Raw genomic sequence first — 20,212 nt, 5'->3', positions numbered from 1 at the left:
GTTCCGTCTCGTAGTACCCAGCCTTAGAGAACTCCCTAACTAAACGAAAGTGTTCCATGACTTCAGTGAGCATTTTGTTCCCCACATGAGTGAGAGTGGAAATACGAACGCACTCGTTCAATAATCACTTTTTTATTCAAAGTCTCAGCTAGCAATACATCTATAAATGCCAACTGTTCGGGGGATAATTTCGCCAACGGTTTAGCAAGAAAATCTGAAATCGCCCTCTTAGCAAACAATACAGTGGGATAAGTAAATTCTTGGTATGGGTCGGGGTCATTAAAAGGTGTGACAGTTGGAGTAAGTTCCTTGTACTTATCCACTAGAAATTGTAGATCGGCGTTTTTGTCTAAGGCAGCCCGTGGCAAGCCTAACTTTTTAGCTAAATCAGCAATTTTATCTGCGCGTTCTTCAGTTTTGGTTTTCTTGAATTTACGGTAGCGGTGTAGGGGGATGGGACCATCAACTGGGTAAAATGGTCCGTAGCGCTGGTCGTCAAACTCTACGTACAATTCGTTGTCAAACAAACCCCACCACAACACCACAGTTTCCCCAGCCAAGTCAGGTTCTATCTCATAAGCCACGCCCTCTACAGATACCCTAGCATCTGTTCCCACTTTCCTTCTTTGTGGCTCGCGAGCAAAGGTACAGAATCGCTCCCAACTGCACATCGAGCGTAAACCAGACTTTGGTATATTTCGTAACCAATCCTCCAACCGCGAGTGTGGTTCTATGCGGTGTGGTTTGTCGTTGTAATGCAATAAATACTGGCGCAACCACAAGTTCGCTTCAACATCGCTTTCAGGTTCGTGAAAGTGATATAGAGTCTCGTGGGCTTCTTTGACCGTCCGAAAAGGTCTTTCCACTTTACCCTTGGAGCGAGCTGTTACCCGACGACCATCTTTACCCGCAGGCATGTGCGTGACAAGATTGATTCTCAAGCAATCCATCACATTTTGAAATACATGGCTTTTGGAAATTGGTCCGTTGTCTGTATAAATCATCTCTGGAATTCCCTGAAAGGCGAATCCGTCAGTTGTTTTCGCCGTCATCGCATTAAATAAGAAACGCAATGCAGCTTCCACATCCTCTCCATAAACGCAGTGGTATTCCTGGTAACATACACCACTACGGTCATCGACAATGCTATAAAGCATCAGTAGTGGATTACCCCTACCCGGTTCCACCCATGATGGCTGTTTTACGTGTTTGAGATCGGATGGGCTGAGGTCAAAATGCCAACAAGAGTTGCTGTACTCTGCTTGAAAACGTACCGCCGGTGGTTGCCGGGTCATCCGTTCATTGTCATACCCCCACGCTTTCAAGTAGTAATTGACAGTACTCCTGGTCAACATACCTTTGGGCGGTTGGACGAAACCATCAGGTGTCTCCATCCCAAACTTCTCCAATAGTTCAATCGCCCGTACTGTGGAGACATGTCGCCCTTTTTTGTTACTGGTGCGGATTTTCATCGCGGCAATAACTTCGCAGTAACGTTCCATTTCAGAAAGTGAAAGTTTTCTCGGTACTCCACTATCTGAGCGATTGATGGATTTGGGACGCGAGGAATTACGCAAAGTTCGATATAAAGTATCTGTTGACACACCATACAGTGCTGCTGTTTCTTCAATGAGAATTCGACGCTCTTGGCAACGACTGGGCAAACCGTCAAGGCGGTGGCGTAAATTAATCAGTGCCTCTAACGGGATTTGCTTATGTGCCATGTTAGGTGTTTATCTCTGCTATATAGTTGTAAAGCGTTGGTTTGGAAATTCCCATTAACCTACAGATTTCAATAATTGTGTGGTGTCCCTCGGTATAAAGTCTTACTGCTAATTGACGTTTAGCTGGGTCAAGAGCTTTTGGTCTGCCTCCCTTGTGACCACGCGCTCGCGCTGCTACAAGCCCAGCAGTTGTGCGTTCGTGGATTAGATTACGCTCAAACTCCGCCAATGCACCAAATAGATGGAAAATTAGTCTGCCACTGCTGTTCGTTGTGGTGATGGATTCTTGTAAACTTGAGAGTCCAATTCCCCTCTCATCTAACGTGGACATGATCTCAATTAGGTCTTTGAGCGACCTTCCCAGGCGATCTAGCCGCCACACCACCAGTACATCACCAGTACGCGCTACCTCCAGCGCTAGACTAAGACCAGGTCGTGCAGCTTTCGCCCCACTCATCCGATCCGAGTAAATTTTTGCACAACCAGCTTGCTGCAAAGCATCCGTTTGCAGGTTCAAATTTTGGTCGTCTGTTGAAACTCGCGCGTAGCCGATCAACATCCTTAAACCCCAGCAAGCAAGTAAATAAACTCGTTGTTTAACAGTATATATTGCCTTAAATATAATTACCGAGTTTCTTTACCAAACTTGAGCAGCTTTTAGGGTTTATTGGCAGTAGGTAGTCGCCGTAAAGAAAACGACCCTTTATCTTACCATGCTCGTTGCTTATCTTACCTGGTTGAAATTCAAATGGTTTTGTTTATAAGTGGGAGCGTTTTTTAGCAACTTGCCAAACTAACCTTTGGCAGGACTTTCGGTCAGTTGCAAATAATCCTGGCTGAAATCGATGATTGCAGGTTGGTTGCATTTAATCCTGGTTCAGTTGCAATTAATCCTGGCTGAAGCGTAATTATAGTTGCAAATATTCCTGGTTGGGAAACGCCTTGATTGCAGGTTTAAGCGATTAGTATTGCAGGTTGTTACAGGTAATATCCTTTATTTCACGTGGGTAAATAGCAAATAGAGATCCTTCGTCTACACCTTGGGCTATGCCAGCATTTAATTTAACTAGGACTGGATGAGAAGTTGCATCGACTTGCATCACCGTGGCAGTATACTGGAGGGATTCATAGCTGTTACCGAAAACCAAACGGTTACCCTCACCCATCAGCATGGGCGTTTGTTGCTGAAACTGACTGTGGATTTTGGCATTGATACGTGAGTAGAGTTCGTTATAAGTCAAATCCAGACTGCGGTTCTGTAGGGAATCTAACAACCAATAAGTTAAAGCTCCATTACGCTCAAAACCGTTAAAGGCATACTCATAAGCATATTCCGACGGACGACAAGCCGCTAGTAAAACATAATCTTTAACCAACGGGAGCATCCCACCTATAGCAGTAGCATTACGAGCTCCTCCTGTTAAGTTTTGCCAAGTCTTCACCAACTCCCAAGACGATGCGACTAAACTTTCTGTTGGTCTTGGTGTTGTGTCAACAGTGTTTGTATCAGCGCCACGAATGTCGGAATCTCCGGCTCGCGTTGCTCCTCCAGAATGGCAGCTATCTAACACGACTGTGACAACTAACCCTTTACTCACCATCTTTTGCAAAAGCGCCGCTAACTCCAAGTCGCGAAGATAACGAGATGTTGGCTTACCAATATCAAGGGGAACAAGTGCTTCATCAAATCCTTTTTCTCGCTTGAGTTCTGGATAAATTGTGACTGCACGTCCCCCGTGACCGGAGTAGTGAATGTAAACTTGGTCACCTGATTGCGCCATTGAAGTGACTTCCTGAAACATTTTGACAATATTCTCGTAAGTTGGCCATTTTGAAGGTGGCTCGAATGGCTCACCAGAATCGTCAACATTGGAAGCAGTCAGCATATAAATTTGCTCTGGTGGGAGATTAAACTGGCGCTTTAGGAAAGCTTCCACATGATTAATATCACGCACGCATCCCTTAAGGCTTCTATAAGAAGCACCATCTGGTAATTCGTTAGGTAAATAACAATCAATACCTACTAGCAAAGCGTACAAGTGGTTCATTACTTAATAACCTGTAGACGTTTTCAAGGGTAGGTGTAGGCAAAACCGACTTATTAAGTTGTATATTCTTATAGGTGCAAGCTCAATCAACTTATGCACTTACCACTGTGGCTGAAAGATTAGTAACTAGAGATGTCTTGCCCTAGCTTACCATTGAGAGGATCGCCATGATACGAATCATGGTCAGACGACTCGCATGATTTTTAACTGCTTTCGACTTTTAAAACCCTCTTACAATGATATCATCACAAAGATGGCGATCGCTTTTCTAAACCGCTTGAAAACACAATTTTATACCTGTAATCGACTTCAGAAACGAATTTTTTTTATTTACAATAGAGCATTGTTAAAAATTTTTGACACAGATTTTTTATCAGTGAGATGGAAAGCTTTGAATTCCAACCGGACGCCACAGAAATTCCGGGTGGAAAATGCGAAATTCCAACCGGACACGGTAGAAATTCCGGGTGGAAAATGCGAAATTCCAGCCGGACACGATAGAAATTCCGGGTGGAAAATGCGAAATTCCAGCCGGACACGATAGAAATTCTGGATCGAAAATACTGAATTCCAGATTCAAGTATCTTGGGAACACTATGGTTTGACAATCTTGACTATCCTAGTAACTACACCCGTAGGCGTTGTTGAACCAAGAAAGGCATTTTTATCTATCCTTTTGGTACGGCTATTCTTACTTTCCAGCCAATCTTTAAATACTTGGTACTTGCGATTAAAGAACACCGATTCAGGTACGACTGAAACTAACACTCCCTTGGGTACAAGTAGTTCCCATGCGTGGTAGATATGTTCGACGAGTTCACAAAAGGGTGGATTCATAATGCAGGCATTGTATAATTGGTCAGGATGGAACTCTAAAAAGTTTTTCCCTACAAGGTTAAATCCTTTGAGTTCCAGTATTTCTCTTAATGTGGAGTTAATCTCAACCACGTCTAGCTGAATATTGGGATAAGTTTGAATGAGCAATTCAGCGATATTTCCGCTACCAGCACTTGGTTCAAGAATGCGCCAGTCTGGTTTAATATCTACCATTGCAATCAATTCATGACAAATCGGTCTTGGAGTTGGGAAGAAATCTCCCGCTCTCATTCCAATTATTTCCAACTCAAGCCTGTTGAGTTTTTGTTTGGTGGTATCTATCTCTTCAGGCTTGATGACTTGCTGAATTTCTCTAATTGCGGATACAATTTCTTTGGCTGTGTGCAAGCCTGCACGAGAAAGTGATTTCATCCATTCATCTCGAAGGCTTTCTTCTACTTTCTGGAGGTTTGTTCCCTTTTGAGAGATTCTGAATAGTATCTCAACCTGTGATTTTTGGGTTATACCGCGTAGTACAATGGGGATATTTCCTGTCTCCCACATTTAGACGATCGCAATTAACCAGGACTGAATTATCTCAAGTTCAATTCCTTCTTGAATTATGCCTTGGGCTATGGTTTTACGGCGCTTTGTTGGACGTTGATTGCCAATAGCAGGGTTCTTCTTTTGGTCAATTTTCGATTGCATTGAAGCGGCTAGTTCTCGGAGAACTGCTGCTTTTTCTTGGTTAGGAATGTTGAAAATTTTTAGAGGTGAATTATCTTTATCGCAAGGCAGATTCAGTAGCGACAGTTGCATTATTTGATTCCTTCAAATCTTTGAGAGTGCATTCAAGAATGAGGGAGGTCGGTACACCCCAAGCTTTGACCTCCCAGGCAGTAGTTAATCGTTCGGTAGTGCGAACAATTGCACTAGTACATTTTTTGTTTTGGACAAGCCAATCTTTAAACTTCTCGGCTTGTTCTTTGGTATCGAACCCAAAGTAGGTAGTTTTTCGGTTTCCCAAGGGGTCAGTGATAGTTGCTACTCGGCGCGAAAGGATATTGAGCGTCCAACCACCATCAGGAGTCAGTTCGATTTTAGTAATATTGAATTCTGTCGGATTCATATTTCCACTTCAGGAATAGCTGCTAAATATTCCTCAGTCGATATTTCTCTTACCATCCATTTGGCATGAGCTTCTTGAGGAGTCATGTGGGTAGAATTTGCTTGTTTACTTGGACAATTTTCTGTTTCGCTGACAAATGGCGCTAGTGTTTCTTCTAGTCTTTTAAAGAAAGCCATGTGTTTGTCCTTAGAATAGGTAAACTGATAGAGATTGCCAGTATTAACAAATAGGTAAATTAAGCTAATCTGTTCTAATGGCATCTCAGTTTCTTGGTGTAAGAGGAATAGCCTTAATTGAGTTTGCCATGTGTTTTCTAAAGTATCAAATAAGATAGGTTTTTGAATACTCCAGTCAAAACCGATGACTTGATGTTCTCCATAGACAACCAGATCGTACTCGCTATATAGTAGATTTTGATGATACAAGTATTGAAGTTGGGCTTTCCATTGTTTACTGCCTGGAGTATCTAGAAATGGTTTTACCCTGTCTACCCAATTAGCAATTTGAGGGTATTCTTTTAAAAAGGGTTCAACTGGTAACCCTAGCCCAATTTGCTGCATGATGAGGTGAAACTGATTTCCAGCAACTTCGGATTGACTTCTTAGGTTTAGATAAGAATGCTGAGAAAGCAAACATTCTGGATTATGTTCGACTATCTCAAGTACTTTATGGTTGAATCGATTCATAAAAAATCTATCCCGAATCTACTTTTTCGAGATAGATATGCGTTAGTTGTTGTGGTAGTTTATCTATGGCATGTAGTATTTTGTGAAATTGTCAATACTTGTGTACAAACTACAAGTTGACATTGTTTTGAGGTCAAAATAACTGGTGAACTTTTTCAATCCTCCAGTTAGGGTTAGCGTCAGGAGATATTGAGCGGCGATCGCGGAGTGTGGTTCGTTGGTTGCATCACCGCAAAAGTCACTCGTTTTATGTTTATTTGTGCGATCGCTGGGGTGAAGGCGAAATGTGCCCGATGAGCTTGCATTGGCGATATTGCATCATGGATGTATACCCTTTCCTTTTCAGAAAAATCTATGAATGATAGAAGACAATATCTTCTTGAGTTAGCAAAGCGTAATGTAAAAGCTTACACCGCCAATTCAAAGGTTAAAGCAGCAATGGTTACAGGTTCAGTTGCAGAAGGGTTGTGTGATGAATATTCTGATATTGACATGAGCATTTACTACTCGGACTTACCAACTGATGAAGAATTACAGATTGCGCGTCAGCAAAATCAAGGTTCAGAACCTCTTTGGGTAATTGGCGATCGCTCTGATGGCGGGTTTGCTGAGGCTTATTTAGTCAATGGAGTGGAATGTCAGTTTGGTCATGTGACGATCGCGCAATGGGAACAAGACATCGCAAACATTTTAGAGAAATTCGATGTAAAAACTCCGTTAATGAAAGCCATGTCTGGAACCTTAATTTGCATTCCATTATATAATGAGATACTAATCCAGCAATGGAAAGCGAAAGTTGCTGAATATCCCGATGCATTGGCACAAGCGATGGTTGAACAGCATCTTCATTTTTTTCCGTTGTGGGGTGTGCAACAGCACTTAGCAGAGCGTGACGCAACCCTTTTTTACTATCAAGTTTTAGTTGAAGCAGCCCAAAATCTTTTAGGTGTTTTGTCTGGGTTGAATCGATTGTACTATTCAACGTTTCAGTTTAAGCGCATGAGACGCTTTGTTGAACAAATGAGTATTGCGCCAAAAAATGTTGCAGATCGGATTGAAAATTTATTTCATGCCGCTCCCGATCCAGCTGCCGATCGGCTTGAGGAGTTAGTTCAAGAAACCTTAGATCTTGTAGATATTCATATGCCGCAAGTCGATACATCATTAGCAAAGCGAAGACTAGGTTGGAGACAACAACCTTGGCAACTCCCACCAGAGAAATCATGAAAATGACCCATTTGACTGTTCATACTAAGAAAGATTAGCGAACCTAAATAAAGTACGGATAGTGATGCCAGTTTTGCGAAACGACTGCCATTTATAAGCACATTCGCCTATTTTGTACTTTGGTGATAGCTGGCTCCAGGAATCCCATGCTTTAAGTAAGATTGGACTAACACTTTTAAGTGCCATGCCTATTTGAATCCACGAATCGTAATCATCTGCAAATCGGGGATGAATAACCTCAAGCAGTACAAGTGCAGTCTGGATATTTTTTTCGATTTGGGGGTAGAGGTGCGTGTACCTGTCTATCCTATATCTGCGGTTATACTTTTCTTGAGGTAGATTTAGTACCCTTTTTTTCTCTTGCTTAATAAGCATTTGGGCAATTACCCAGTCAGGAGATTGACGCACTTCTATTTCAGATGGACTGCAACCGGGAAGCCATTTGTACTTTCTGCCGTTTGGGTGAAAGGAGGGTGGGAGGATTGAAGCTAGGTTTTTGCCCCTAAACTCCAAGTGCTCGTCTTTCCCAGTTTTGACTTTGCAAGATTTTACCTCCCAAGTTCTCGAATCAGGGATAAGGTATAAATGCTGACTACGGTATTTCCTTCCAGAAGTAAATGCAACTGTGTCCGGGAGGTATTTTTGAGCGCGAACGTATGCTTGGGCGGGTGAAAGTTGCTTCAGTTCCTCTGGTTCTGGATGTTCATTGATTTGTATGATTTTTCGCCAGGAACTTTCTCCATCGCAGTCTATGGCTACTAAGTATCCTTGGGGGTGATTGGGTCCACATACCAAGGCTACGCCAGTGGGGGTGATATATCTGTTGTTTGTCCAAACTTTCAGGCGGCGGCGGATAAGTTCGGCTTGTAGTTCTTTGGGAGAGTAAGTATTTTTCTCCCAATCTTTCCCTAGAGGACGTTTACCAAAGGTGGGAACGATTTGCCATTCAGAGGGTAAGCTGTTCAAAGAAGCCACCAGATGACGGATTTGGGCGTGCATGAGTTCATGTCATGAATTTTTTGTAATAATTCATATACGTATTGCGTTAGTATAGGTTGTTGTTCAAATTTGGTGTAACTACGGTTTTCTTAGGTAATTAGGGGAATACATCTCAACTAAGAGCGACGAGAAGGTTTAGCTGTAACTCCTTTTTCATAATGCAAAGTATACACTCCCGAAGCTCGCAACACTCTATGCCATAAGCCGATGTTTACTCCCGTAGATAGAGCCTTGCCAACATTCATTTTGGCATTTTTAAACTGTTCGGGTGTTAATTCATCTCCATACAAGTCACGTACAATCGCATCTATTTGAAAATGGAGTTCTGGTCGGCGGCGCATCAAAATCAGGATAGCGTTAGAGACGGAATATTCTTGGAATTCGCCTAGCATCGCTAAGGTTCCCGGTTTCCTGGGAGTATTTAGTTTGGGAATGTCCGAGATGTCTGGCTCAACTTCTGGCGCAACAGTTTCATCCAATGGAATTGGAGATTGGTGATTGGGATTTGGGGTAGGAGGTGATGCGATCGCCTTTGCTGCTGTCTCTTGGGCGATCGCACTTTGGTTGACTTCTACACTCGATTGTTGTGCAGTATCGAGTCTAGTGTCCTCTTTCTCAGGAGTGAGCGTATCGAGTGCTCCTGTTGTCCCCGATTCTTCCCCATCAGCTTCATCGGTTGGACTATCTTCTAAAAGTGCTTGACTAGAAGATTCAAAAAAACGCCTTTGAGATGGATACATCTGCTCTTCTTTTGCGTAACCTGATATAAGAACCTCTAAGGAAGTCGTTTGGTTGCGAACGTGCTGGAGACGACGCTCTAATTCAGCCGCTTCCAATACGTAGCGATCGCGCTCAGCTTCCAGTAACCTCAAAATCGATGAATATTCAAGCATAGTGGTTGAGTCAAATCAAATGGACAAACAGTTGGAAATTAAAGAAGTATTCGTTCAGGCTCACACTCGCGTCATTAAGCAACGAGTGTACCGCTTTGTATGTAAGGGCTGCAATCATGTGGTAGAACGGGTGTGTTATCCATCACAACCACTGTATTGCGAAAAATGCAGACCGACAAAACCAAAAAAGCAGAAACCTTCACCCACTTTGGTTAAATCAAAGAAAAAATTACCAATAAAACAACCCAAGGAAGTTACTTATGACTTGGAAGTGGCGACATCGAATGTAATATTGTGACGTAAAAACCAGTCCTCTAGAATGCTCGCCTGCAAGGTAATCCATCTGCTGGTGATGGATACCATCTCAAAAAAAATATAACAAAAATATATAAGAATTCTCTACATTTTGAACATGAAAAAATCTAAAAAATGTAGACAATAAAAAAAGCTGCTTTTAGTACACAATTATAAATATTTTTAATGCTATATGCGTAGTATTAGTATATGTAAATTTTTTATTACTACCAGTACGATCGCTGGTAGTAATGGATTTTTTATGATACTCGTGAATGACCTGCTTCTACTAACTTTGCAATAGTATTTTGGTCAAATGCTTTGATAGCTGCTACCAACTGTTGCCACTGTTGCCATTTTTCCAGCGAGTAGCCATGATTGGGGTCAAAGTTGCAAACTTCGCAGAATTTATTGAAGTCGGCGTTCCAATGAAAAGTGCAAATTCCTACTAGAAAATAATTAATTTCTTGGTTGTCCATAATTGGTTGATATTTTGGTTTATGAATGTTGGTTGTATGCTGATTGAGGGCATACTTCTACCCTGCTAAATCTCTACTGGTACTGTTGTTGTATTTATCTGTTAATGATGGATGCTATTGCTTCGTCCTTAGTAAGCCATTTCAAGCTTTGTGTACTGTAACAAGGTTGAGATACCCAAAAGCCTTCAAGATTCTGGTAAAAAGTTCCAATGAGTTTGATTCCTTCCCAAATGCGGTACAATTCACCAAAAATGTCGTTTACTGTATCGATTTTAATTTCTGGTTTATATTGCTTGAGCAATTTCCATTCTTCATGGGTCAGGTGTTCAAATGGTCTGTCTAGAAGTAGTTCTGTCTCTCTTCTTGGTATGAGATAACTATATTTGGGATTTTCTTGTTCAGATTTTTGACAAGAGATTTTTACCTCATAGCCTAGATTGACAGAATGATTGATGATAAGATGGATGCAATTTGCTTTGACAAAATCTCCTATTTTTAAGTTAAACTCTGCTAAGAGTTTGGTCGGTGCATGAAGAATTTGAAACTGTTGGAAGTTTTGACTTGAATCAGCTAATAACTTGACGGACATCACTAATTTTTATAAACTTCAATAAACTCTTGCGTAGCGATGTATGTGGGTTTACTACAAAAAAGATTCCCGCCTTTTAATGGCAGGAATAGTTCTAGGTTTTATCAAGAAATAATTCAGGAGACAGAATTCAGAATTCTGCATGAATCCTGTACGATTGACGAATGAATAAAGGGGTTTAAGACACCTTTAAATATTTGATTTAGTGGGGCTTCTAGGTGGCAAGTTTGAATTACCCACTGATTGATTCTGATTCTGACGGATGTATTCTGACTTCTGCATTCTTCTGTTGGAAAGTTATGATATCCTCTAGGAGAGTTAACCCAACAGATTTAAACAAAGCTTCGTTATCATTAGGACAGCGATGAATAGTGGTACAAGAGGAGCAGCCGTATTTACAAGGGCAATTTTGTACCAGAAACCTGGCTTTCATAAAAGCTGTCTCTAGATATTTGACAAGCGTATCGCACATTCCCGTACCGTGTTGGCACGTGTCGAAGAAGTAGCCAACTAAGTGAGGGTTATCGGGCTTTTCAAATAGGATAAAATCCATATCTCGACTGTTAGCTCCATGTTCGACCAGTGGTAGACTGAGTATGAGTTGATGTGCAAGAGTATGAACGCAAATATTGATTTCATTGCTTTCAAATAACGTTTTTTCTTCATTTGGGATATACTTCTGCTTGTTAAGTATATCTTTTCTGATGTTTTGGATCGTTGTCCTAAAGTATTTTCTGGCTTCGGCATTTATTTCAACCCTAATGCAGAATGTGTTGTAGTTAAGGGCAAGCGCTTCCTTATATTTGTTTTCCTCCAATAGCTCGATAACTTCTCGTTCAACAAGTTGGGTACTGCATGCAGGACAAGTTTGTAAATGTTCGGGTAATTTTGAATTAAAGTGACGACATTTGTTATTGCTACAAGTCCATTTGGTTAACCATCTGTATAAGTTATAACCCCAAATTTCTTCTTTGATTTTGGCGCTTAAAGGTGTGAATCTTGCTGCTCCTTGGGGAAGGTTGATGATTTTAGCACCGCCTGTGAGTTTAATTTCCTTAAAGTCTAGATTCCCTTGGGCGCGGGTAAAGAGATTGGTTGAACCGATTGGCTTAAGAATAGCTTTCCCTTCGGTTAGGTTAAGTTCGTTAGACTTGTACCACACGGGATTGCCATCGTAATCTTGAGCGGGATAAATTGCTCCAGGGTAAACTTCTCGCAAAGCAGAAGAAGCTGCGCTTTCTTCAAATTCCTCCCCGCTATTTTGATTGATGTAACTGACATTTCTGTCGGTATTGCCTCTGACTTTAATAGCTGAGTGTACATAGCCGAGGTTGCGGTTAGTTGTCAGCCTTTGGTTGTAGCTGAATATCAACTGGTTATCGGCGATGAGTTGTCGTGCGATCGCATCTCCAGAGTTACCAAAATGACGGGCAATTTGAGCGAGCGTGGGTTTACTTTCTTTGCAACAAGCAAGAATGTGCTGTGACAAAATTGTCTCATAATTGTGGTTAAAGTTGATAACTTCTGGAGAGTCAGACAAAAGGCGTTCTGGGTGGTAGGCGTAGTAAGAATCCATAATCGACCTTTTGGAAGGCACAAACACTAACAGCCCTGCTTCCTGCCTGCCAGCACGTCCTGCCCTTTGACGAAAGGCAAGAATTGAGCCGGGATAGCTATGCACAACCGTTGCATCAATGCAGCCAATGTCAAGCCCAGCTTCCAAAGCACTAGTTGAGACAATAAATTTGACCTTTCCGTCCTGAATATCCTCAATAATTTTGTTTCGTTGATTGGGCTTCATACTGCCATAAAATGCCGAGATAGTTTCTTCCAAGTGAGGTAGTTGCATCTGGGCTAAAGTCTTACGGATAGTGTTGGTCAAAACCTTGACTAATTCCCTGCTATCGCAAAAGCATATGCCAACAATTCCTTTACTCACAAGCATGGCTGCAACTTGGGCAGTTTGGTAAAGGGTGTTGTTTCGCGGTTTGAGACTCAGGAAAGTAATCTCCGAGCGTTTTGCCCCACTTTGGTCAATAATAGTGAGGTTGTTATTCTCGACTCGATTCGATATCTTTTGGGCGATTTCGCTGCTGTTGCTGATAGTAGCGGAGGCGAATACATATCTCAGTTTAGAAATATCATTGCCAGCAGATTCCATCATGAGTTGAGTGCGTCGATTCAGTAGTGCAAAATGAGCGCCAAAAACGCCTTGGTAAAAATGAGTTTCGTCACAAACAATAATCGAGATATTCCTAATAGTTTCGATAAACCCCCAGTTAGAATTGTTTTGATAATTGTTTAGTTCGTGATTCCAGACATCGGGAGTGATGCAGACTATGGATGGTTTATTGCTGTAGAGCGATTTGCGTTCTTGGGGTGGGATGTCACCATTGATATTAAGGACTTGCGGGCGAATTTTTTCATCTAGGTAACTAACAAAGGATTGGATTTTTTGTACCTGGTCAAACGCAAGTGCTTTGAGGTTAAAGAACACTAAAGCAGATTTACCATTCAAGCACTCGTGAATAATTGGAATTAGGAAAGAGATACTCTTGCCACTGCTTGTAGGAGTTTGAAGGATAATATCCCGCCCTTGTTTGTAAGCTAACCAAGCCTCAATTTGGTGGGAATATAATTGATTAATTCCTAATTTGATAAGAGCCTCTTTAACTTCAGGATGAATATCATCTGGTATGGGAGACAGTTTAGCAACAGTTGCGGGAATGATATCACAACTCTGTAGTTTTCCCATGCCGTCGAGAATAGCGGCTATCTCTTGATAGAGGATACTTTTACCGGGTGGTGCTTCATGAATGGGAAGGAGATTACCGTTATTGACTTCTTGTTTCCAGTTAAAGAGAATCTGATTTACATTTCCCTTTTTAAAGTAAAGATTTTCATCAATGATAGCGGCGATATGGATGACGCCATGTTCTTTGGAATAAACCTGTTTGTTTGCTTGTAACCACTCAGGCTGAGCCATAAAAATTACCTGCTCGTTCATCTTAACAAGCAGGCGTTAGTTAATAGTGGTGGTTTTTGTTATTACAGTATTAATCACACGTATCCCCATCCAGGTGGGTGTCGCATGAGGATGGCGATTTTGAACTGTAATTCTAGTTTTTGTTTTTGGACTTTCGGGCTTGAACTGTAATATTTTTTAATTCTTTCTACGGCTTGTTGCCAACTTCGCCACCATTGTTCTGAACTCAGGTCTTTTACATCTACGGCTTTTCCTTCAATACTAAAGGCAGGTATGTACTGGTAAAGTAAGATTTTAGGGATGCTTAAACCCGAACCACCAAGTTCCGAGGTTAAAAGAGTAAGCAAGATTGTGTGGGTTAAATCATACTTGTAGAGTACGTATCTAACGACACCATCCGAACAATATTCCAGATACACATCACCATGCTCGGAATTAGTATCTATTGGTTCCTTCCATAAAACCTGCCATTTGCCTATTATTAGTTCTTCACATTGTGAAAGTTTTACTTCATTTAAATCCATTTTGAGGTAGAGAATTATTACAAATCGTTTTTTTTATACAAGTGTTAACATCTGGAGTGATTTAAACTTTAAATTGGCTTTATAGAATATTTAGTTGATAAGTTGATATTTTTACACGTACTTAATATTTTTAGAAGATACTGGATATGGCTGTGTTTAAGAATTGGTAGTATGAGGTCTATACAAAAGCAACAGCAAATTGAGCTAATTATCCAGAAAGCTCGTCAGGAGAATTTTACTGATGAAGAGAAAGCTATTTTTGATGACTTTATTGTTGAGGCGGGGGTAAAAAATCCCGCGAAGATGACTGAGGCTAGTGCTGATGCTTTTATTAGATACCTTAATAGCTGTGATGCATCAAACGAATTTGTCGCTAATGTAGTCAATCGCCTCGCGCAAGTTGCTCCTGCTCATATCATGACTAAGATTCTTTTGAGCGATAATGATGGCGATGGTGTGCCTTTGTATCAGGAGTTACGGCTTGGCACAAAGGCTACTGAATACGATACTCCTTCAGAGATAGCGGCTGCACGGCAAAGGCAATATCCGTTCTTTCCGAGTCGAGATAGCGACATGGAGTTGTAGATATTAATGATATAATTTATACTAAATAATTTAAATTTTACTTATAAATTTAAAAAATTATGTTTAAAAAGATTTAGTACCTCTGAGATTAGCACTTATAAGCTTGATATCAATGAAAAAACCCTATGGGGTTTTTAAAGGTGTAGAGTTTTTGCCACGCAAAAGGAAAAACAGGACTCCATATTGGTCTTATATGAGATTACCCTTTAAAATTAGCAAAGGTATTATCATAATAAACTAGTTTATTATTCCCTATCATGTCTTTGGACTTCTCTGGTCAAAATCTGCAAGGTCGCTCTTTTAAAGGTCAAGTCCTTATAGGTACAGATTTTAGCTATGCCGATATCCGAGGTGCAGATTTTACCAGTGCTAACCTTATAGGTGCAAACTTTAGTAATGCAAAAGCCGGATTACAAATCAGTTGGAAACTTTTTTTGATACTAGCCTCATTTGTTCTATCAGGACTGTCAGGATTTTGCTTATCAGTAGTTCTTAGATATGTGACGTGGAGTACAACCCTAGTTGATCCCGTTATTATGACTTTGGTCTGGATTGGCTCTGGAACAGTCTCTATAACTGCCGTACTAGTTTTAGCACTAGTGGTAACTTTAGCAAAACAATTGGCTGGGAATAAAGCTGGTATAGGAGCTGTAGCCATCGGTATTTGTGCTGTAATGGTAGCTGGAGCTAAAGCTACAGTGGCTTTTTCTGCGATTGCAACAGCTTTTACTTTAGTATTGTTAGGAAATTATATTGCTTGGCGAACTCTAAGTGGAGATGAGAAATGTGCTTGGATTCACAAGCTCGCTGTTATCTTTGCTACTATGGGTGGAACTAGTTTTCGTGCTACCGATTTAACAGACGCTAACTTTGCATCTGCCACGCTAAAGAGTACAGATTTTAGAAACGCGAACTTAACCCGTACTTGTTGGTATAAAGCTAAAATGCTTGACTTTGCTCGACCTGGAAAAACTTACCTTCAGAATGCACAAGTGCGTCAATTGCTGGTTACAGGGCGGGGGCAGGACAAAAACTTTGACCGTGAAATCCTACGCGGTATTAATTTACAGGCAGCTAATTTAACAGATGCTAGCTTTATTGGTGCAGATTTAAGCGAAGCTAATTTGCAAGAGGCAAATTTATCAAGAGCAAAGCTAGTACAGACGCAATTAGCCGGAACTAATTTTACAGGCGCTAATCTTACCGGAGCTTACATTGAGGACTGGGGTATTACCAGTGATACTAAGTTCGACGGGGTGAGGTGCGAGTATGTTTATATGCGAGTCCCCACAAAAGAAAATCCTGACCCTCTTCGCAAACCAGACAACAACAAGGAAGTTTTTGCAGATGGGGAGTTTGGTGATTTCATCCAACCAATTTTTGATACACTTGAGCTTTACCACAACCAAGGCGTTGACCCTCGTGCCATTGCCATCTCATTTAAGCAGCTAACTGACAATAATCCGAATGCCGAATTAGAAATTGTGGCAATGGAGAAGCGAGGGCAAGATAAGTTGTTACTCCGTGCAAAAACTTCTACCTTTGCTGACCAGCCTCAACTAAGTGCAGAATATTTTGAGACTTATAATCAAATTAAAAAATTGTCTGAAGAAGACCTCAAAGTAATACTAACAGAAAAAAATATTCAAATCCGTAGACTAGAAAATATGATAATGACGGCACTCGAACGTCCCAGCTTTTATACTGAAGGTGGAAATATAACAATCGGAAATATTAATCAGACGGGAGGTACATTCCACACCGGAGATATAGATGTAATAAAAAATATTGATAATGTTGGAGACATTACAGGGAATATTGAAAATTTTCAACCTGTTGCAACTATTGAAAGTAATGACGATTTTATCGATGCTCTTGAAATTCAAATAATAAGAGGAAGTGGGATGTTGGTTGGGGAACAGAGTGAGTTAATTTTGGAAGTAACTAATGCTTGTAATCAAACTATGGAACATCTCGAAATAGAAATAATTCAAGATTCAGCAGAATATCAAGTCAATAGTGAAAACCAAGTATCTCTTAAAATTTTAAATGCTGGAGAATCAAGAGAAGTTAGTTTTTATTTACAAATGAACTTTGCAAAACAAATTGCTGTTAATTATAAAGTAAACGGTAAATTAAGAAAACCCCCTCTATATATTAATGCGGTACAGGATAATCCCTATCTGTATGGAAGCCCCGTGGAAGGTGAAAAAGCTTTTTTTGGTAGGCAAAGAGAATTAGAACAGATTATACAAGCTGTAACGAAGCCAACAAAACAAGACATTCTTATTGTAGGTGAGCGCCGTACTGGAAAAACTAGTTTGCTTAATCAACTACAAAAAAGATTGGAGATACCATTAATTCCTGTGTATGTTGTACTAAATACAAGCGAGGAACCAACAGCAGAAAGTATTCTCAAACTGATTATTCAAGAAACTCTTCATAACCTTGTTCAACGAAACGTTCTAAGAGAAAACAATATAGAAGAATATTTTTTTAATAATATTGATTTTATTAAACAGTATAAACAAATTATTCTGGCAGCGAAAGTAAACATTTCTAATTTGAAAATTGTGTTGTTACTTGATGAGGCAGATTATCTTCTTAAGGTAAAACAAAAACAATTAAATACTATTGATGAGCGTATACAGAATATACTAAGAGCCGCACTTCAATCAAATGAAATTGGTACTGATTTACGCGCTGTAGTTGCTGCGACAACAGATTTATCAACCTATATTTCTCAACATAGTTCACCATTTTATAACCATTTTCGTTTTGTTCCTCTTAAACCTCTTAGTGTTAAAGAAACAGAGGATCTAATAGTTAAACCTGCATCAATGTTAGGCTATTCTTACCCAGATAGTGCTATTGAAAAAATTATAAAATTGAGTGGAGGACAGCCTTATTATGCTCAAGCTATTTGCTATGAAGCTTTTGAAAATGCGCTTCAAGCTCAACGAAATTATATAAGTGATGAGGATGTATATATCGCAGAACAGAAAATAGTTGAAGATTTTTTTGATGGCTTTTTATCTGGCTTCTGGAATCGTTGTAATGAGGTAGAAATGAACTTTTTGAGAAATTTAGCTAAGACAAATATTACTAATAATATTTCTAAAATAAAAATTAAACGTTTGTTAGATTGGCAAATTATCATTGAGGATGTTAATGGAAATTATTCTTTATCCTCTGAGCTAATAAAACAATGGGTAATTATGGCATCTTGTAAATAGGTAGGTAATATGCAAGTGACTTACACGATATCAACAGTTGATAGTCCAGAGTATAAGCGTTTAATTTGTGGGCGTACAGATGATATTGCTAGATTGATTGACTATATTTCTCAAGGAAGAAGTATAGCTTTATTTGGAGAAAGACGAATTGGTAAAAGTTCTTTACTATATTTAGTAAGAGATATTATTAATAATCAAATCGATAACTATAGAGAAGATTTTATTGATTTGAGCCTAAAAAACGCTGTTCAAAGCTTAAGTTCAAGAGTCTCCAATTACAAAGCTATATATCTGGATCTTCAGGCTCTGAATAAGTCAGATTCTGAAGCTTTTATGCAATTAGTTAATAACAAATTTAAAGATAATGGTTTATTCCATGATTCGTTAGGCTCAAGCACCACTTCAATAAATTTTACAATCCCAGAACTTTTTAGTACAGTTAATAATCAATTAATTAATGGTGAGAGACTTGTTATTTTAGTGGATGAAGTAGAAGTTTTACTAGAATTAGCAGAAAGTAAACAGATTTTTAGAAATATAAGAAGTGTAATTCAGTCTTGCGCTAGAATTTGCTTTGTTATTGCAGGTGCAGATTATTGGCATAAAGAAATTAAAGATAAAACTTCACCTATTGTTAACAATGTTCAAACTTTTTACCTGAAAGCAGCAGCGCGTTTTCCTATAGAAAATTATCTAATAAAACAGCCTTTAGATAACTATATCTATGGAATAGATATAAACACAATCACGAGAACAATTCTTGAATGGACTGAATGCAAGCCTTGGTATGTTCAGGCAGTATGTCAAGCGGTTGTTGAAATTAACGCAGAGTGTGGGCAGCTACAGAAAGGTTGGCAGGCTGTAGTTATGAAGAGAGTAGAAGACTCTGTAGAATCAACTCTAGATAGATTTTATTTTCATGATAATCCTGATAATATATCTCAAAAAATTCTAGTTTTATTGGCTAATAAACCAGGCTTAACAATTAAAGAAATATCCCGTCTGCTGTCTTGTTCAGAAAAAATAATTTGGGATAGAATAGATGATTTAGAATCGTTAGATAAAGTTCGGAAGGAAGGCTCAAAATACAGAATAGTTGGGAGTCTTATAGAACAATGGGGACAAAAAACAAAAGATACTATTTTTGTTAAAAATAATAGATTTCAATTATTAACTATTTTTCTCAAAACAACACTAGCTATTGTGTTTTTGTTATTGGCAGGAGTAACATATTATTATGCAAATCCACCTTTGCATACTTCTTCCTGTAAATTTCCTAATGGAGAGTTACTTATTCAGATGCCATCTTCTTTAGAAGATGGTGAAGTCGGTGTTAGTAAAACTTTAGTTCAAAATACAAGTAAAAATAAACTATCTTCTGTCAATATAACTTTCACTTCTAAAAATATTGACTATGAACGAAATGGAACTAGTCTAATCAAATTAGATTCTATTGACATAGGTGAAACCAAGTCTTTAAAATTGAACTTTATCTCTCGCCCAATCAAAGATGAAAAAAATTATGCATCGCAAGTCTTAATCTCTCATGCAACTACAAAGCTTCCAAATAAATGTTATTTTGAGATTTCTATAAGGGTAATACCGATAAAGAAATCCTGGGGTTTGATAAGCCTTTTGCTTGTTACTATCAGCGGATTCTTTGCTAAACCTGATTTGCCGCAATTAATTACAAATTTAGTTTCTGGCTTGTTCAAGCCACAAGGTGAGAATAAAAGTGAAGGGAAAAGTTAGCTTTTGACTACGTAAAGAAAGACAGATGTATATAACTTTCAGTAGAAAAAATCCGGTTCTTCAGTACTTATTATTTCAGCATAACAAGTACTGAAGAACCAATTTTGATACAATCACCCTTACCTAAAACTGGATAAAAACCTGGTTTCATAACTCAGATAAGTTCTGAAATAGAATATTTTTTGTTGGAAATACCATATTGAGTCGTTGCGTGAGCTATAAGTCGTGATTTTTCCTGAAAATGA

Annotated in this window: 19 protein-coding genes; 5 read left to right on the top strand and 14 right to left on the bottom strand. The window is 39.4% G+C overall.

The features are described 5' to 3' along the window. Positions 1-62 precede the first annotated feature (62 nt). The 3 genes from WA1_RS50555 to WA1_RS50545 all read right to left on the bottom strand — a co-directional run bounded on the left by WA1_RS50555 (position 63) and on the right by WA1_RS50545 (position 3,772). On the bottom strand, positions 63-1,709 hold the full coding sequence (locus WA1_RS50555; protein ID WP_081403198.1) for a DDE-type integrase/transposase/recombinase: 1,647 nt from the start codon (positions 1,707-1,709) through the stop codon (positions 63-65). A gap of 16 nt (positions 1,710-1,725) precedes the next feature. Next, on the bottom strand, positions 1,726-2,283 hold the full coding sequence (locus WA1_RS50550; protein ID WP_017749972.1) for a recombinase family protein: 558 nt from the start codon (positions 2,281-2,283) through the stop codon (positions 1,726-1,728). A 403-nt stretch (positions 2,284-2,686) separates the two neighbouring features. Further along, a complete protein-coding gene (locus tag WA1_RS50545) occupies positions 2,687-3,772 on the bottom strand; it encodes a caspase family protein (RefSeq protein ID WP_017749973.1) in 1,086 nt (361 codons plus the stop codon). A gap of 196 nt (positions 3,773-3,968) precedes the next feature. Here WA1_RS50545 and WA1_RS50540 point away from each other — a divergent pair, with 196 nt between their 5' ends. Further along, on the top strand, positions 3,969-4,316 hold the full coding sequence (locus WA1_RS50540; protein WP_017749974.1) for a hypothetical protein: 348 nt from the start codon (positions 3,969-3,971) through the stop codon (positions 4,314-4,316). A 50-nt stretch (positions 4,317-4,366) separates the two neighbouring features. On the opposite strand, the gene WA1_RS50535 is transcribed toward WA1_RS50540, so the two are convergent. The 5 genes from WA1_RS50535 to WA1_RS61170 all read right to left on the bottom strand — a co-directional run bounded on the left by WA1_RS50535 (position 4,367) and on the right by WA1_RS61170 (position 6,708). Then, positions 4,367-5,020, bottom strand: coding sequence for a DNA methyltransferase family protein (locus WA1_RS50535; protein ID WP_272819487.1), 654 nt, complete (start codon positions 5,018-5,020; stop codon positions 4,367-4,369). A gap of 132 nt (positions 5,021-5,152) precedes the next feature. Further along, on the bottom strand, positions 5,153-5,407 hold the full coding sequence (locus WA1_RS61175; RefSeq protein WP_017749976.1) for a hypothetical protein: 255 nt from the start codon (positions 5,405-5,407) through the stop codon (positions 5,153-5,155). Beyond that, the gene (locus WA1_RS50530) at positions 5,373-5,717 is read right to left on the bottom strand and encodes a hypothetical protein (RefSeq protein ID WP_017749977.1); all 345 of its coding nucleotides are present in this window, start codon (positions 5,715-5,717) and stop codon (positions 5,373-5,375) included. The genes WA1_RS61175 and WA1_RS50530 overlap by 35 nt, the downstream gene beginning before the upstream one ends. Then, positions 5,714-6,403 carry a hypothetical protein gene (locus WA1_RS50525; protein WP_017749978.1) on the bottom strand — a complete coding sequence of 230 codons (690 nt, stop codon included), beginning with the start codon at positions 6,401-6,403 and terminating at the stop codon, positions 5,714-5,716. Before WA1_RS50525 ends, WA1_RS50530 begins: the two co-directional genes overlap by 4 nt. 179 nt (positions 6,404-6,582) lie before the next feature. Continuing rightward, complete coding sequence (locus WA1_RS61170; protein WP_272819486.1) at positions 6,583-6,708, bottom strand: hypothetical protein; 126 nt, start codon at positions 6,706-6,708, stop codon at positions 6,583-6,585. A 49-nt stretch (positions 6,709-6,757) separates the two neighbouring features. On the opposite strand from WA1_RS61170, the gene WA1_RS50520 reads away from it, so the two are divergent. Beyond that, the gene (locus tag WA1_RS50520; protein ID WP_017749979.1) at positions 6,758-7,630 is read left to right on the top strand and encodes a nucleotidyltransferase domain-containing protein; all 873 of its coding nucleotides are present in this window, start codon (positions 6,758-6,760) and stop codon (positions 7,628-7,630) included. Positions 7,631-7,654: 24 nt separating this feature from the next. Here WA1_RS50520 and WA1_RS50515 read toward each other — a convergent pair whose 3' ends face one another. The 6 genes from WA1_RS50515 to WA1_RS50485 form a co-directional block, all read right to left on the bottom strand. Further along, a complete protein-coding gene (locus tag WA1_RS50515; RefSeq protein ID WP_017749980.1) occupies positions 7,655-8,629 on the bottom strand; it encodes a bifunctional DNA primase/polymerase in 975 nt (324 codons plus the stop codon). Between the two features lie 116 nt (positions 8,630-8,745). After that, entirely contained in the window at positions 8,746-9,522 is a 777-nt protein-coding gene (locus WA1_RS50510; RefSeq protein ID WP_017749981.1) for a hypothetical protein, read from the bottom strand. Positions 9,523-10,076: 554 nt separating this feature from the next. Continuing rightward, positions 10,077-10,295 carry a hypothetical protein gene (locus WA1_RS50500; protein ID WP_017749982.1) on the bottom strand — a complete coding sequence of 73 codons (219 nt, stop codon included), beginning with the start codon at positions 10,293-10,295 and terminating at the stop codon, positions 10,077-10,079. Between the two features lie 94 nt (positions 10,296-10,389). Next, positions 10,390-10,884 carry a hypothetical protein gene (locus WA1_RS50495; RefSeq protein WP_017749983.1) on the bottom strand — a complete coding sequence of 165 codons (495 nt, stop codon included), beginning with the start codon at positions 10,882-10,884 and terminating at the stop codon, positions 10,390-10,392. Between the two features lie 232 nt (positions 10,885-11,116). Then, positions 11,117-13,870, bottom strand: a complete 2,754-nt coding sequence (locus tag WA1_RS50490; RefSeq protein WP_017749984.1) for a DEAD/DEAH box helicase — start codon at positions 13,868-13,870, stop codon at positions 11,117-11,119. Positions 13,871-13,944: 74 nt separating this feature from the next. Next, on the bottom strand, positions 13,945-14,394 hold the full coding sequence (locus WA1_RS50485) for a hypothetical protein (protein ID WP_017749985.1): 450 nt from the start codon (positions 14,392-14,394) through the stop codon (positions 13,945-13,947). Positions 14,395-14,565: 171 nt separating this feature from the next. On the opposite strand from WA1_RS50485, the gene WA1_RS50480 reads away from it, so the two are divergent. The 3 genes from WA1_RS50480 (at position 14,566) to WA1_RS50470 (ending at position 19,967) form a co-directional block, all read left to right on the top strand. Continuing rightward, positions 14,566-14,979: a hypothetical protein gene (locus WA1_RS50480; protein WP_017749986.1), complete on the top strand. Its 414-nt coding sequence runs from the start codon at positions 14,566-14,568 to the stop codon at positions 14,977-14,979. A gap of 257 nt (positions 14,980-15,236) precedes the next feature. Then, a complete protein-coding gene (locus WA1_RS50475; protein ID WP_017749987.1) occupies positions 15,237-18,215 on the top strand; it encodes a pentapeptide repeat-containing protein in 2,979 nt (992 codons plus the stop codon). A 9-nt stretch (positions 18,216-18,224) separates the two neighbouring features. Then, positions 18,225-19,967 carry an AAA family ATPase gene (locus WA1_RS50470; protein ID WP_017749988.1) on the top strand — a complete coding sequence of 581 codons (1,743 nt, stop codon included), beginning with the start codon at positions 18,225-18,227 and terminating at the stop codon, positions 19,965-19,967. Positions 19,968-20,212: the final 245 nt, after the last annotated feature.

The organism is Scytonema hofmannii PCC 7110 (genome assembly GCF_000346485.2).
Lineage (GTDB): Bacteria > Cyanobacteriota > Cyanobacteriia > Cyanobacteriales > Nostocaceae > Scytonema > Scytonema hofmannii.
The sequence above is the reverse complement of the archived record's forward strand: the minus strand, read 5'-3'. Positions and strand labels throughout refer to the sequence as shown.